Here is a 16,236-nt window from a genome sequence, read left to right as displayed (position 1 = left end):
TATGTAGCAATAATGCTAGTATAGTGTCTATCTTTTCACTACAATAAAGCAACAATACTGAAGGAGCATTACACATTGTAATGACCACCTTTGATGTCCATATATCATTGATTTTTAGCTCTAGCAATGCTATCGATGGCCATATTCATTATCTTATATACTCTGCTGGCGATACGGCCAGTTAGATAAAGGACACTTATGTTTTCCCATATTATTCCGCAGCGTCCGTCTATGGATATTATCAAAACACGCACAAATAGCTCACCTCAGATGAATAAACATCATTTGAGCATCGCCGTTGGGATAGCGCTCAGTTGTTTTGCCGTACAAGCACAAGCGGCTCAAACTTATAATGAGTTACCGATACCAGAAACGGCACCTAAATATGATAATGATAGCTTGGCACAAGGTGCTGTGCAGCCATCAATGACTGCTAAGCCCGTAACGACCACTCAAAATCGCCAAATGCTTGTTGATCAGCAAGCTAAGTTGTTTTTTGATTGTACTCAAGTTCAGACCAGTGCTGCGCGTCTGGCTTGCTTTGACAAAGTAGCGGCAGAAGGCGCCACGCCAAGCTATGTCAATAACAAACAAGCAGTCGATTTGGCAAAAACCTTTAAAACGACGATTTCAGGCAATCCGCAATTCGTTTTTAGTGAAGAAAATACGACAATCACTAGCGCAAATAATGACGCTTCTGATGTGGTTGCCAATGGGTCGGCTACTGACGGTCTAGATACGGTTGGATTGACGCAAAGAGAAGCAGAAGTATTAGAAGGTGTGGGCGTAAGCCAGACGGATATAGAAAAATATACACCGCTTAGCCTGTCCTATGATCTTGATAAAAATAGTGAGCGCGGCACTTGGACAGTTCGACCATACCGCCCGACCTATATATTACCACTGTTTTACACCTTTGATCCGAACTTAGGACCTAGTACGCCATCACAGCCTGAAGAGCCTTATACCTCTAACGATGTACGCAATACGGAGCTAAAATTTCAGTTGTCTTTGAAGAGTAAAGTTGCTGAAGATTTATTCGATACCAACGCGGATTTATGGTTTGGTTATACGCAAGAGTCGCATTGGCAAGTCTATAATGAGGACAATTCTCGACCTTTCCGTGCCACGGACTATCAGCCTGAAGTGTTTTTGACACAGCCAGTGACGGCAGACTTGCCATTCGGTGGGCGCTTACGCATGTTAGGAGCGGGGGCAGTTCACCATTCTAATGGTCAAGACGATCCATTATCACGCTCATGGAACCGTGCCTATCTGATGGCAGGTGCTGAGTGGGGCAAACTCTCAGTGATACCGCGTCTATGGACTCGAATAAGTAATGAGAGAGCCAATGAAGATGACAACCCAGATATCGAAGATTTCATGGGTTATGGCGATGTCAAATTCTTATATGATTTAGCGAATCAGCAGAGCATTAGTGGTACTTTACGTTACAACCCAAGTACCAGTAAAGGCGCAGCACAAATTGATTATGTATACCCGTTGACCAAAAACGTCAATGGTTTTGTTCAGGTATTTCAAGGTTATGGCGAATCTCTCATAGATTACAATCATGAGAATACGTCTATTGGCTTTGGTATCGTACTCAATGATTGGAAAGGTTTTTAATCGCATCAACGTGTAGAGTGAATGATGCGTTATTTAGCCCCTTATCAAACAGGATTATGGCTGGCAGAGTATCTCGATATACGCTGCCAGCTTTGTCGTATCTATCGCAGCACACCGCAAGCTCAGCTCGCACACGCTTACCCATCACAGAGTGTGGAAAATAGGGATGATACGGTTACCCGATTTTTATCAACTCGCCCTTCTTTGATTACCAAATATCGCCAACAAATCAGCCAACGTTTTAATAGCGGGCTGCTTTGCAAACACTGTCATCATAGTATTGCTTGGTTACCCAAACCTTTTAATGTCGACATTGCTGCAGGCATTATCTTACCGATTCAAGCCGCAACATATTACGACTACCCGATACGGCAAGCGATCAGATTATTCAAATATCATGAGAATATGACCAAGCTGCCATTGTTGCTACATACCTTACGCCAGCTACCACGTCCTCATGGCTGTCATAAAAACAATAGTGTGATTGTTGCTATGCCAACGACTGAGCAACGATTGGTCAAGCGTGGCTTTGACCCCGTTCTTGTTTTGGCGGCCCAATTGTCTAAACACTGGCAAATACCAATATGGCAAGGTGTAGAGCGTATCGACAGCACGGTCAGTCAGCAAGGGTTGACACGGGCTGAACGCTTAAGCAATTTGGATAATGCTTTTGCTTTGACCGAAAAACCCTCTGTTAAGCGTCTGTTATTGTTCGATGATGTGGCAACCACAGGGGCCAGTTTGCAGGCATTAGGGCACGCTATATACAGCCAAATAACGCCTTCAACCATCGATGAATCGCATGCTACAGACTACTATCATATTCGTGCCTATGCTCTAGCCCATGGTAGCCAATCTTAATATTACCTTATACTTTTCATACCTACTATTATGTTGCTAAAGCATAACCTAAACGCTATATTATAAAATTTAAATATATCAATCTGTTATCTATTGGCGTCAAGTTTTTTGGCCTATTGGTTAAACATTTAGATATGCATGGCAAATTCTAGAATTTCTGTATTATTCATTCTACTCCTTATATTTCTATAGGATATTTTTTGAATATTATGGAATAAATATTGCAAGGTATCTTTTAGATATATAGTAGTAATGACCTACAAAAAATAGCATTACTACTATCCTTCACAAAAAGATATTGATAATAAAAAGCCCATGGCAGCTACCAATAGGAATACGATGTGAACGCATCTGCGAACAACTTACCACTGAAGCAACAAATGACCAGCTCAGGATTTACCCTGATTGAGCTGATGGTAACGATCGCTGTGCTTGCCATCATTGTCAGTATTGCTGCGCCGAGTATCAGTACCCAATTGGCCAATCAGCGCGTGAAATCGACTGCAGCTACACTGGCTAATGCGTTAAAAGAAGCGAAGGTTGAGAGTGTTATTCGCCGTCAGAATGTAACAATTATATATAATGCCACTGCTACACCTAAGACACTAACGCTGCGAGCCAATAGTAAAGACATAGCAACATATAATATTAATAAACAAAGCAGCATTAACCAAACAATTAAGCCCTCCGGCACTACTGATATTGTCTTTCAACCTGACAAAACTATAAAGGGTGGGGCAACGGTAGAATATATCGTTTGTGATACAGGATCTAGAAATGAGACACCAACGCAGGTCAGTCTGAGCCGTATTGGTAATGTCGATACGATAAATGCTGGGAGCTGCCTATGATAATGAGATCAACACAGTCGGGCGTAGGACTCATAGAGGTAATGGTCGCATTGCTATTGCTTGCGGTGGCTGTTTTGGGGTTTAGCGCCATGCAAATGACGGCCATAAAAGCGACAGACGAGAGCCTCATGCGCACTCGTGCTTTGACTATTATGAGAGGAGGCGCGGAAGCAATACGTACCAATCCTACTGGTATTGCTGCGTTTAAGGCGGCGTTAAATGGAACTACAGAAACAGTCACCATTGATGGCAAGAGCGTTACAAAAGAAAGCTGTGTACAAAATACTAGTACAGCTCCTACTGAAGCCGCAAGTTGTACGATTAATCAGTTGGCGACCCGTGATGGGCTACTTATGAGATCATATGCTGCTGACAACGACATCAACATGGGTATGGTGCCGAACGGCTGTCCGGGCACATCTGGTAACCAAGAGCGTCAGTGTTTTGTCGCAAGTTGGGGTGACACGACGGTTGCTCTAAACGATACAGCAACAGACGCTTGTGCCAATGCAAATGGCACTTATAAGAATGGCGCAGAGTGTTTTATTATGGAGGCGTACTGATGTTATCTAATCAACCATATAAACACAGAAATGTCCAAGCAGGTTTTACGCTCATAGAGCTTATGATTTCTTTGGTGCTTGGTTTGATTGTGTCTGCTGCTGTCATTCAAGTCTACTTGATTAACGTTAAGACAAGCAGTATTCAGGCCAGTGCCAGTGAGTTGCAGGATGCGAGTGTGTTTGGTTTGCAGCAGCTAGAGAAAAAAGTGCGCATGGCGAATCTCGGTAATCCCGACACTCAAATTGATGACTCAAAAGCCAATGCTGGCATTGTGTTAACTGGCGCTAATCTTGGTATTGCGTCTTACACCAATACAGGGTATTTGACTAGGCGGGCAGGAGAGACTGGGGTTGGTACAAATGGCTGGACAGGTATATCGAATATAAAAGATGTGCCAAGTGATCAGCTCACTATTCAATATACTAATGTTACAGGCGCTACCATAAGAGACTGTGAAGGGGCGGAGGCTGCAGTAAACGAGACTATCATTGAGCGTTATTTTTTACGTCAAGCAACAGGTGATACCAGTGCTGGTGCGATCAAAAACCTAGTATTGGCTTGTAATGCAGGACGTGTCATTAAAGCAAGCGGGACACAAGGAGCGACGGTTTCAAATACATTTGGGCAAGCAGGTCAAGAGCTGATTGTCAATGCTGATCAATTTAAAGTGCTATTGGGCGTACAGTATTCTAAAGGTGCCAATGCCGGACAAACGATGTATTTGCCAAGCAGTGCTTATGTAGCGATGGGTACTGATAAACCTGCTATCGTATCTATAAAGATGGGGTTGATTGCCCATGGGACGACACCTGTTTTAGGTAGTCAAGAGCAAACCACGTTTACTTTACTAGGTCAGGACAATGTATTAAAGACAGATACTAGCAATAGAAAGCAGGTGCGTACCAGCTATGAGACGACCACGTTACTGCGTAATGCCCGTGTAGTAAGTGTCAGTACACGCTTATAACTTTTAGTAGGGAGACTAAAAATGCTTCGCCGCCAACTCACAGCATGCTCAACCGAAAAAAACATCAGTATTAACTCGGCATATCGGAGTACTGAGCAAGGTGCAACGCTGATAGTGGTGCTACTATTTTTAGTGCTAATCATGCTAGCAGGAGTTATAGCAGTCAGACAAAGTAATACGGATCTTAAGATTGCAACCAGTGATCAGATCAATACTGTCTTACTACAATCCTCAGATAGTGCCAATCAAAAGCTGGAAATGATGTTAAATGGCAGTCCTGCCTCTGCTGAATATAAAGACGCAACCAGTGCAGCAGGCGTATTCGGTTATTTTTTGTTAGATGATAATAATGCGGGCAACGAGTTTATCTACTGCTTTAACCCGCGTACCAAAAAATATCTAACAGCAAATGCCACTGTAAAAGCGCCTTTGGGTGGCCTTGTTAATAGTTTAAATAACGGTATTTGTGATTACACCACGGCAGATGGCTATACCAGTGCCAGACAAACGGTCATGACACAGATGAGCGTCACTACTACACCGCCGAACCCCAATGCAGAAAGATTTGGCCATGTTGTCATTGGTAAAGAAATAGAAGACAGAACCAGTAAAAGATACAAATTTGACATCAGAGCAACCTCTGCACTGCCTGCCTATAATGAGCCCAAAGTCGGTAATAGCAAATGCTTTGAGAAAACCAGTATAAAGTCGAATGTGACAACTGGCAATACATCATTGAGCGAGTGTCTATTGGCAGCCAGTACGCCCAGTAAAACATTATACGAGCAAGCGGATGTAGAGAATGTCTCTTCTTCTACAGTTTGTACACCATTTGGTAGAGGCTCATTGGACTCAAAATGTGTGCTCTCACCAACAACTCCCTAAAATCTTACTGGTAATACTTATCCCATATAAGGACAGATGTCATGAGACATTTTGACAAATCATTAGCAGCTACTGATATGAAGGCATCGTCCATCAAGTATTTGGTTGTTGTGGCATCAATGATGGCGATACCGGGAGCACAGGCAGATGTGGCTGGTAAAAAAATCGGTGATCTAGAAATTTATAAGGCCGCTGAAGGTGGTAAGACTACGATTACCATGATGCTGGATACGTCTGGTAGTATGACCTTAAATCAGGTAAATAATGCGACTACATGCGACCTTCCTGCAGGTACAGCTTATACTAAAGGTTTTGAGAATTCGAATACAGTACCTGTATATAAAAAAGATTACTGTGAAATAAATAGAGGTTACTTCTATCGTTTAGCCCCTGATGGCCAGTGGTATCAATGTGGTGGTAGCGATGGTTCTGGATCTGTTAATTACGGTTTCAGTGATTGTGCTACAAAAATTAGTATTCCACTAGGTGCGAGTTATAGCGGTACGGTAGTTTCTAATAATAATACCTACTACTATAGAAATAACGTACGTATTTATGATCGCTTGACTCGACTTAAAGATGCTATTTTTGCACTAATGGATAATACTCAGTTAGATCCTAGGAAAGTAGCCATTGGTATTGGGCAGTTCTCTTCCCAAAGCGATAGTAATAATCTAGTAGAGCTTAATAACGATGGCACTGCCAAAAATGCTGATGGTGGCAGTGGTAAGATATTGGTTCCCGCAGACTTACTAAATGATGCTCAACGTCGAAAAATAAAAAACGTCGTTGCGGCTGCAGGTGGCGGTGGTGGTACACCAACCGCCAACGCTTATGCAGAAGTCGGTGCTTATATGTTAGGAAAAAATACATTGACTTCTATTACCTATCCAAGAGAAGAATATGTAAATTTTAGTGGTAGTAGATACTATAAGTGTACTTCATGGAGAGGTGCAAATTGCATAAATTATACTACCAATCTTGCTAGTTCTATTACGAATACAAGAGGTTATACCTCTGCAGATTGTGGCGCTTATACTAGTGGTACTTGTTTATCACAAAATAGAACTCAAAGCGCAGAAGATTGGGGTTTTAGTGGCTTTGCTAAGTCTTTCATAGACTCAAAATCGGGTTCTAATTATATTAGTCCACTATCATCTCCCTCTAGCTGTGATGGACGCGGAATATATTTCTTGACGGATGGTGAGCCAAATGCTTCTCCTGCGCCATTACCATTAATGAGAGCTGCTCTAGGGTCTTCCTCCTTTAACATACCTTCGATCACGTTGCCTAATGGTAGTCTGCCTGATAATGGTATGCCCGAAGTCGGGGCCTTTGCTAAAGCTTTACGTGACCCGACAAAAAACCCGTTAGGTACGGACAGAGAAATTTATACAGCAGTGGTTGGCTTTGGCTCCATATTTGATGTTAATAAAGCAGCAGATGAAAAAAAAGATCCTGCAGATCGAGTCATTCTTAACTTACCTTATACCAATCCAAAAACGGGCATAACTGCCAATCGTGATTTCTATAATTGTGAAAATATCACCAATAAAGATGCAAAAAATGCCTGTAACTGGGGAGAAAAAGCCCATCCTACTTTAGCAAATGTCGGAGGTTACGGCGAAGGTGGTTTCTATTCAGCTCAGTCTACAGATGATATCGTTAATAGTATTATCGCCTTCGTTAGTGATTTGAACCAAACATTGCCCTCTACACCTTCAGGCACTATTATCATTCCAGATGATCCTTACCGTGCAGACAGTCAGCTTGCGGTTGCTTACTATCCAACCATACAGCCTAAAGTCGCTGACAATGCAGTGATTTGGGAAGGCAATATGAAAAAATATCGCCTTAATGAAGGCACGCTCTTTGGTAAAGGGGATAATAAACTCTTCAAAAACGTAGCAGGTGAACTAAATCCAGCGGCGCAAGACCTTTGGTCAGATACTAACTACTCTGGTGCCAATGATAAGGTAGAGTCTGGTGGCTTTTATTCGCAGTTAAACACACCTGCTACTGGTATCACCTCGATTAGGACGCTTTATGTAGAGGATTGGAAAAATAAAACTGACCAATCACCTGTATTAAAAAAGGTCAGCGTAAGTAATGCAGGAAAGGTATTGGTCAATAATGCAGTATTAACCGATGCGTCTTTTAATGATACAGCTGTATACAATCAAACCACCTTAAGAAAGCTATTAAATTTCTTAGGATTTGGTAATTTACCAGCGACCAATGTCAAAGACATGACATTAACTACTGCTAATGTCACTCAACCGATCAAAGTGGTCGGTGCCACGATACATTCGACGCCTGCGTCGGTATCGTATTCAGCAACCTTAGACGATGATGGCCGAGTCACTGCGACGCGTAACGATTATGTGTTATTCGGCTCAACAGAGGGTGGTTTGCATTTGGTTAACGCCTCTGATTCTGGTGCTAATGATGGTGGCAAAGAAAAGTTTGTCATTATTCCTAAAGAGATGCTTAGCGAGACCAGTAAGTCAGATGCTCTTATCAAAGGCGAAACTAAAACTGACATAGGATCGCCAAACTTTGGTATTGACGCGCCTTGGCTGGTCAGTGCTGACTATAAATATGACTTTGACAATAAGCGAGTCAATATCGATACATCAGACAACAAAGGTCTTTATGCCTATGGCGGTCTACGCATGGGCGGTGAAGCCCTCTATGGTTTAAACCTAAATGACAGTGATAGTCCTAGCATGATGTTTACTGTTACGCCTGCGACCACTGGGTTTGCGCGTATGGGACAAATTTGGTCAAAACCTACCAAAGCCAAAATAAAAACCAGTGCGACTGATACAGGTACTGATGTATTGGTATTCGGTGGCGGTTATGATATGTGTTACGAAAATGAGGGCTTTCAAGTTGGTGTGACAGACACGGCACTGGGTACTTGTTCTAACCTATCTGCAGCCAAGGGTAATGCGATATATATCATCAATGCCAAAACAGGCGCACTGATATGGTCAGCCTCTAGTGCATCTAATTCTGGAAGCGCCTCAACCACAGTCTCGACGATGACCAATAGTATCGTCGCTGGTGTAACAACTTTGGATCGTAATAATGATGGCTTTATGGATCACATCTATTTTGCAGACTTGGGAGGCCAGATATTCCGTGCAGACTTTACCAATGCGGGCTTCGTAAAACCGGCAGCAACAGCAGGGGGAACGTCGTCACCTGAATCTGCTTTTAGTAATACCAGAGTAACTCGTGTTCTCCAAGGGGCTTACACGGGCGCTGATACCAGATTTAATCATCGCTTTTATGAGCGTCCTGTGGTGAGTTTTTATCGTAATCCTACTAGTGGCTTATTCGCGCTTGTAAATGTAATCTCTGGTGATCGTAGCTCGCCTTTGTCAAAAATACGTGATCTCAGTAAAGCTGATAGATTGTACGGCATTATAGACAGTGATGTGACCAAGCCTGACAATATATTTTATGCCAATAACTTTACTACTGTGGGCAATGTAAACGGTCAGAAAATAGTCAATCTGACGGCGAACAGTACAGCCGCGAGCAATTTGATGGAGCTGCCAAGTGCGGCAAGCTATACACAGGCTCAAAAAAGTACTGCCATTAGTACGTTGCAAAGCAGCGCCAAACAAGGTTGGTATTATCCTTTAACTCGATTTGATGGATACGGGAATGTCAGATATACCAAAGGTGTGGGCAAATCTGCAGTGGTTGACAGCTTTTTATATACCACTGTTTATAATCCAGACATGAACTACGGTACAGTAGATTCTTGCTCTGCCAGAATTACCGGTGGGTCGGAGCGTCAGCTATACTGTCTACCTTATGGTATCTGTCTAGATGAAGCCTCTAGTAATGGTACGGGCGGGTTTGTTAGAGCTGGTAAAGGTATCCAAGAGCTAACGCTAGGGCCACGTAGCTCGACGCTTTCCAATCAGCGCTTGCTCATCGGAACTAGAACCTTGACTGAACGCGCGTCTGATCGAGTTAACTTTGGTTCTGATACTGACAAAGGCCTATTTAACGCCGTCACTAAGCCTAATGGTTTGAATCAATCACTAACAGCTGCGGATCTGATTTTGGGAAGCGGTAGTGCTCCTGATCTGATATTCAATGATCGTTTTATTTTACAGCCAAAAACGTGGTACGAAGCAGACTGATAGAGTAGCCATATGAAGATAAAAATATTGAAGCATCAGACTGGCTTTACGCTTATTGAGCTGATGGTCGTCGTTATAATAGTGGGAATCTTAGCCGCCATCGCGGTGCCATCTTATCGTCAGTTTTTGGTACGCAATGCTGAGTCACAAGCGCAAGCGAGGATACAGCAGCTCGAGATAGAGCTTAACCGCTGGCGCGCTAGTGCGTTGACTTATAAGGGCTTTAGACCAAAAAAATTGGCTGCTGATGGGAAAGCCACTTATAGCTATGATGCGACGGACAATAAAACTATTTACGTCCCAAAAGGTAGTGATAGTACCAACTACAGCTATCTAATAACGTTAGTAGATGGCACGACAGGCAATACTCTGGCTCCTGCGGATACTGGCTACTCGACGGCAGGTAGCTCGTGGCGTATCTTGGCTCAACCAAGTGCGTCGCTTAAGACATCAAACGCATCCGTCTTTATGACGAGCAGTACAGGTGTACAATGCAAAAGCAAAGACAGGACAGTTACGATTGCTTCTACTAACTGTGGTACTTCAGGGGAGAGCTGGTAATGTCGGTATTTATTAGAATGCCTAAAGCATTAAATAAACAGCAGGGTTTCACTCTTATAGAGATGATGATCGTCGTGGCTATTATCGGTATTCTAGCTGCCATCGCTTATCCAAGTTATCAACGATATGTCATCAAGACCAAGCGTACAGATATGATGAGTGAGATGCAGAACATTGCCAGTCAAATCGAAAGCCGAAAATTAGCACAAGGTAGCTATAGTAATATCAGTGCAAGTGTAAAAACAGATTTTGCTATCGCTTATCCAAGGCAGGGAACTCAGCTATATGATGTCACTATTAATCCAATCACTCCGACCCCACCTAATAATACACTAACTGCTAAATGGATAATCACCGCCAAACCAAAATCAAATACACAAATGAAAAGCGATGGCACGCTAACCCTAAACCATCAAGGTATTAAATGTCGGGGTGAGAATGCTGATAAGAAATGTGGCAGTGGTGATGAATGGAATAAGTGACAAAAAGGGTTAAAATAACAATCATTGACAAAAAATGTCATGATATATAGTTAATTAATACCAAAGTGTGTGTCTACTGACAATTTTAAGTAAGCAAACAGTAACTTAGGTAAGATATTGTAAGTAGTAAGGAAGTAAACAAGCTTTTGGACTATCAATTATTAGACTTTACCAAGGATTTTTATAAAAAATAGACAATTATTATAATTTGGCATAGTAACTGCAACATCTATAACAAGAGAAACATTATATTTATAGCTGGCAGTTAGATAATAACTCTAGTGCCATATTATCCAAAAGGACATGTCTATGAACGCTCAAAAAGGTTTTACCTTAATCGAACTAATGATCGTTGTTGCCATTATCGGTATCTTGGCTGCGATTGCTATCCCTCAGTATCAGAACTATACTGCTCGTGCACAAGTATCTGAAGCTATGACTTTATTAGGTGGTTTAAAAACACCAGTAGTTGAAAGTGTTTCTTCTAATGGAATTAACGCATGTAGTGATGCGGCAGCAACTACTACTGGTACGGCACCTAATGTTGTTACTGTACCAGCGGGAGCACTTAATGGAATAACTACAAGTGGGAAATTTATTGCGAGTGTTGCAGCAAGTAAAGGAACAGCTTCTGTACCAGCAGCTAATACCAATACTTGTATTTTAACAGCAACATATAATGCAGCCGGTGTAAGTTCTTTAGTAGCTGGTAAAAAAGTGGTATTCACATATAATGAGGGTAATGGGAATTGGGCTTGTACTTCTGACCTAGATCCAAAAGTACGTCCTAAAACTTGTGAAGCAATCTAAGCAAATAGAGACTTGGCTGACGCCCAGCCTACTATTTAGAAGGTATATCCTCAAAAAAAGACCAAACAGCCTGTTTGGTCTTTTTTTACGTTTAAAATAAATCAAAACATCATAGTAAACCTAACTGGCACACTCTCTGCACCATAGTCTATAGATTCCCAATTGACTATAATGCTATGAAATCACGCCAGCCCGCTGTCCAAAATTCTCATCTACATTGCAGGTTGTCTGCGCAATCCGGCTATACCCTGATTGAATTAATGATCACCATCGCTATCATCGGTATTTTATCGGCGATAGGGGTATTCAGTTATCAGACACAGCTCAGACAAGCGAACATCATCACAATCTATCAAGAAATTAACTTATTTCGTTTACCTTATCAGACATTGCTAAATGAAGGGGCAGGAGTGACAAGTTTTAGTCCTGATGGGTTAAATATTCCTTCAACAAGTGAATATTGTGAGTTTAGTATTACAGCTCCAAATATGAATGGTATAACAATAAATGCTGTAGTCTGCGAAATCCAAGGATTAAGTTACTTGCAAGACCAAAGTGTTAGTCTTGACCGAGCTGCTGATGGTTCATGGCAGTGTCGACCATCTGCAGGAATTCCAAAATCCTATTTACCAAAAGATTGCCAATAACTTTCTAAAAGTAACATTCATAAAAAAACCACCCAACCGTATATTACCGTTGGGTGGTTTTATTTATATTAATGCTTTAAACAATTTTGAAGAAGTTAACTACTTCTCTAAATACTGAATCTTACCTTCCACGCCATCCCACTTTTCAGCTTCTGGCATTTGACCCTTCATCTCTGTGATATTTGGCCATTTTTGCGCCAGCTCTTCATTGAGCTGAGTGAACATCTCTTGCCCTTTTGGTACTTCATCTTCTGAGAAGATAGCATTGGCCGGACATTCAGGCTCACATAGCGCGCAATCGATACACTCATCAGGATCGATGACGAGGAAGTTTGGGCCTTCATAAAAGCAGTCCACAGGACAGACTTCTACACAGTCGGTGTATTTGCAAAGAATGCAGTTATCTGTAACGACAAAGGTCATAGTAAGGTCTACCTGTTATTGGATTGGCTTATATAATCAATCCCCTTTAAAAGAGCTACTACGTTAACCTCGCTTGAAGTATTATATATACATCTGCACTTGGTTGCCTTGTACTTCTTTTAAATTGAATCGACTATAAGGGCTATATAGAATAGTTAAAAATAAAGCGTATTTTAGCGCCTTTACTGCTATTTGACAATTCCCTTTAATGACTAATGATTTTTTTGAGATGATACAGTATGTCATGCGCTTGCTTGGGTGTTAGGCTATCAGGATCAATCGCGCTCAGCTCATCTTGTAAGCTAAATAGCTGATTTTGCTTTGAAATATCAATAACCACTTTATTTTGTTCAATAGACTTTAGATTTACTATGTCCGCTTCATTACGATGAGCCTGTCCGCTTTTATCCGTTACTGACTTAACTAAGTCATTTTCGTCATCAAGAGGTTTTGTGCTATCCGCCTTTAATGCATTCTGATGTGAGTGATCGATACTTAAATTGTCAGCCAAATAGCGTTTAGCATCCTCTAATACCTGAGCTGGAATACCTGCCATTTTGGCGACGTGCAGCCCAAAGCTAGAGCTGGCAGCCCCTTCTTTGATTTGATGAAGCAGTAGCAATTGACCATCGATTTCGCTGGCAGCGACATGCACATTGCGAATATTGGCCTGTTTATTTTCACCCGTCTCTGCCAATTGTGTCAGCTCAAAATAATGGGTGGCAAATAATGTCAGGCAACCAATTTCTACTAGGCGATTGACACAAGCATGAGCGATAGCCAAGCCATCAGTAGTGGCAGTACCGCGTCCGACTTCATCCATTAATACCAGCGACTTGGCGGTTGCTTGATTGAGGATATTGGCGGTTTCTATCATCTCTACCATAAAGGTAGATTTACCCCCAGCCAGATCGTCCGCCGAACCAATACGCGTAAAGATACGATCGATATCACCGATATACGCTTGTGCGGCTGGTACAAAGCTGCCGCAATGCGCAAGTAGGACAATCAATGCCGTTTGGCGCATATAGGTCGATTTGCCGCCCATATTGGGCCCTGTAATCATAAGCAAGCGTTCGGGATGTGCGGTTTCTTCATTGTCAGAAGCATGCCCCAGCACACAGTCATTGGCAACGAACTGGTTGCTAGCGTGAGCCGTGACATTTTTGGTATTTGTACTCAAAGGGTTTAAAGCTGCTTCGACAACGACGTGACGACCTTGTTTGATAGCGATACTGGTTTGATTGTTGGTGTTAAAAAGGCTATTAGAAATGGGGTTTGACGGCTGGTGTAAATGTTCATTTTTTGAGTCATTACTCATGACCGGACGCTGCCATTGATAATCGACAGCCAATTTTGCCCAATTGCTTAGTACGTCTATTTGGGCAATAGCGGTACTCAGCTGTTGCAGTTCTACTAAGTGACCACTAAGCGTGGTCAGTAGAGTTTGATATAACTGCTTTTCCCGACTCAGTGCCAAGGTTTGCGCACTCAGATATTCTGTCTCAACGTCTTTTAGCTCATCGGTAATAAAACGCTCGCTGCTTTTTAGCGTTTGCCGACGGATAAAATGCGCTGGTGCGTTTTTTGCTTGCATCTTTGGCAATTCAAAATAAAAGCCACTGACTTTGTTAAAGCCAACCTTTAGACTGGGCAATTGATTATCTTGCCGCGCACGCTCTACCATGTCATCTAAGGTGACTTGAATGTTGTCATGCAGATGGGTCAAACGATCAAACTCTTCATCAAAACCAGCCGCTATCATGCCACCGTCACGAATATGCGCAGGTGGCTCTATGACAATGGCGCGCTCGATCAAGTCAGCGACAGACTGTATCGCTGGCAGCTTGGCAGGCAAGTGCTGCATCAGCATTGATAATAAGCCCGTCTTATCATGGTTAATGCCAGAGTTAATTAATAAACGAGTAAGACGGTCGCTACTAGCAATACCATCGGCAAGCTTGCGCAAGTCGCGAGGCTTAGCACTCATCAGACCGATGCGACTACTGATACGCTCTATATCACCAATAGCATGCAGCGTTTCTCGTAAACTCATGACCAATGCATTATCTAAATTTAGTAAGCTGTCTATCGCGTCCAAACGTAGGTTGATGCGGTCATGCTGCCGTAGCGGACGTTTCATTTGCTGTACGAGTAGACGTCGTCCCATTGGCGTTTGACAATGATTGAGTACAGATATCAATGAGGTGCCATTACTACTGACAGGGGTAAATAACTCAAGGTTTTGTTGGCTATTGGCATCGATAATCAAGTAATCATCGCTGTGCTCAACGATCAGCTGATTGACTTGTGGTACATGACGCTGCTGAGTTTGCCGTGCATAATGAATAAGTGCCGCGCAGCTAGATTGAGCAAGTGGGTTATCCCCAATACCTAGACCATCGAGACGTTGCACCTCAAACTGCTGACACAAGGTGTCGCTTGCATGCTCATGATGAAAGTCATTGGCAGCCACTTCTATGATAGGGCAATCAAGGTTTTGACGTAACCATAGCATCCAGTTGTCATCGACAGTCTCATTGAGGCTTTCACTGATGATACATTCACTGGGTGCAAAGCGCGCAAACACCGTCAGCATCTGGGTTTGCAGACCGTCAATGTCGTCACTAGCAGCATGCAGCGTTTGTGTGGTCAGCGTGCCAGCCGCCAAATCCATCTGACTGATGGCCGCTTGCAACGGCTGTTTGGTATTGGCTCTTGCAGGTGGGATGAGAATGTCAATGGCGACCACCGTTGGGGTATGATTGGGTGCAATCAACGCATCATCAGTAATCGTCCCTGCGGTTAGCGTTTTAACGACTTCACGGCGCATGATACTGCCTGTTGTCGATTTGCTTTTGTCTTTTTTCTGCTTATTGCCTATATTAGGAAGGGAAGAATCAGTGTCATCGGCGCTATTACTCGCCGATTCATCGATTTGCTCACAAACCACAACGGTCTGCCCAGCGGCAATCAAGCGCGCCATATAACTATCAGCCGCATGAAAAGGTACACCTGCCATCGCAATGGTATTGCCAGCTTTATCCGTACCACGGCGGGTCAACGTAATGTCTAATATCTGCGCAGCACGTTTGGCATCATCAAAAAACAACTCATAAAAATCACCCATTCGGTACAGCAGTAGTGCTTGGGGATAATTGGCTTTCATGGTCAAGTATTGCACCATCATGGGTGTGTGATCGGCTAAGTGATAAGTAGCATCACCGATGACCAATCGCTCAGAAGATGATTGGTCAGCAGTAGGTTGCTTAGATAACGCATATTCGGATGGTGCAGTTTTTGAGACCTTTTTTGAGGAAGCAGGGTTTGGAGTCAATGGCTTAACGGTCATGCAAAATCTCTTTTAGTATTAAATGGTTTTTAAATGAA

Annotated in this window: 13 protein-coding genes; 11 read left to right on the top strand and 2 right to left on the bottom strand. The window is 42.7% G+C overall.

What is annotated here, in order from left to right; translation table 11 throughout:
• Positions 1 to 198: 198 nt before the first annotated feature.
• From FW759_RS06805 to FW759_RS06755, 11 genes are all read left to right on the top strand, one after another.
• Positions 199 to 1,629 (top strand): phospholipase A, encoded by a 1,431-nt coding sequence (locus FW759_RS06805; RefSeq protein WP_446442527.1) that lies wholly within the window; start codon positions 199 to 201, stop codon positions 1,627 to 1,629.
• A 21-nt stretch (positions 1,630 to 1,650) separates the two neighbouring features.
• Positions 1,651 to 2,490: a ComF family protein gene (locus FW759_RS06800; RefSeq protein ID WP_446442526.1), complete on the top strand. Its 840-nt coding sequence runs from the start codon at positions 1,651 to 1,653 to the stop codon at positions 2,488 to 2,490.
• A gap of 341 nt (positions 2,491 to 2,831) precedes the next feature.
• Positions 2,832 to 3,341, top strand: coding sequence for a pilus assembly FimT family protein (locus FW759_RS06795; RefSeq protein WP_443571646.1), 510 nt, complete (start codon positions 2,832 to 2,834; stop codon positions 3,339 to 3,341).
• Entirely contained in the window at positions 3,338 to 3,904 is a 567-nt protein-coding gene (pilV, locus tag FW759_RS06790; RefSeq protein WP_446442525.1) for a type IV pilus modification protein PilV, read from the top strand. The genes FW759_RS06795 and pilV overlap by 4 nt, the downstream gene beginning before the upstream one ends.
• On the top strand, positions 3,904 to 4,872 hold the full coding sequence (locus FW759_RS06785) for a PilW family protein (RefSeq protein WP_446442524.1): 969 nt from the start codon (positions 3,904 to 3,906) through the stop codon (positions 4,870 to 4,872). Before pilV ends, FW759_RS06785 begins: the two co-directional genes overlap by 1 nt.
• Positions 4,873 to 4,893: 21 nt before the next feature.
• Positions 4,894 to 5,757, top strand: coding sequence for a pilus assembly protein PilX (locus FW759_RS06780; protein ID WP_446442523.1), 864 nt, complete (start codon positions 4,894 to 4,896; stop codon positions 5,755 to 5,757).
• Between the two features lie 41 nt (positions 5,758 to 5,798).
• A complete protein-coding gene (locus FW759_RS06775; protein WP_446442522.1) occupies positions 5,799 to 9,923 on the top strand; it encodes a pilus assembly protein PilY in 4,125 nt (1,374 codons plus the stop codon).
• A gap of 12 nt (positions 9,924 to 9,935) precedes the next feature.
• A complete protein-coding gene (locus FW759_RS06770; protein ID WP_446442521.1) occupies positions 9,936 to 10,484 on the top strand; it encodes a type IV pilin protein in 549 nt (182 codons plus the stop codon).
• Positions 10,484 to 10,966, top strand: coding sequence for a type IV pilin protein (locus FW759_RS06765; RefSeq protein ID WP_443571652.1), 483 nt, complete (start codon positions 10,484 to 10,486; stop codon positions 10,964 to 10,966). Before FW759_RS06770 ends, FW759_RS06765 begins: the two co-directional genes overlap by 1 nt.
• A gap of 309 nt (positions 10,967 to 11,275) precedes the next feature.
• The gene (locus FW759_RS06760) at positions 11,276 to 11,776 is read left to right on the top strand and encodes a pilin (protein WP_443571653.1); all 501 of its coding nucleotides are present in this window, start codon (positions 11,276 to 11,278) and stop codon (positions 11,774 to 11,776) included.
• A gap of 176 nt (positions 11,777 to 11,952) precedes the next feature.
• A complete protein-coding gene (locus tag FW759_RS06755; RefSeq protein WP_446442520.1) occupies positions 11,953 to 12,423 on the top strand; it encodes a pilin in 471 nt (156 codons plus the stop codon).
• 99 nt (positions 12,424 to 12,522) lie between these two features.
• Here the strand turns inward: FW759_RS06755 and fdxA are convergent, their stop codons facing one another.
• Together fdxA and mutS are read right to left on the bottom strand one after the other, a co-directional pair.
• Complete coding sequence (fdxA, locus tag FW759_RS06750; RefSeq protein WP_057758216.1) at positions 12,523 to 12,846, bottom strand: ferredoxin FdxA; 324 nt, start codon at positions 12,844 to 12,846, stop codon at positions 12,523 to 12,525.
• A gap of 205 nt (positions 12,847 to 13,051) precedes the next feature.
• Positions 13,052 to 16,198, bottom strand: coding sequence for a DNA mismatch repair protein MutS (mutS, locus tag FW759_RS06745; RefSeq protein ID WP_446442519.1), 3,147 nt, complete (start codon positions 16,196 to 16,198; stop codon positions 13,052 to 13,054).
• Positions 16,199 to 16,236 lie beyond the last annotated feature (38 nt).

The organism is Psychrobacter sp. 1176_08, assembly GCF_052850615.1.
Note: the sequence above shows the minus strand (reverse complement) of the source record. Positions and strands in the feature narration are given on the sequence as shown.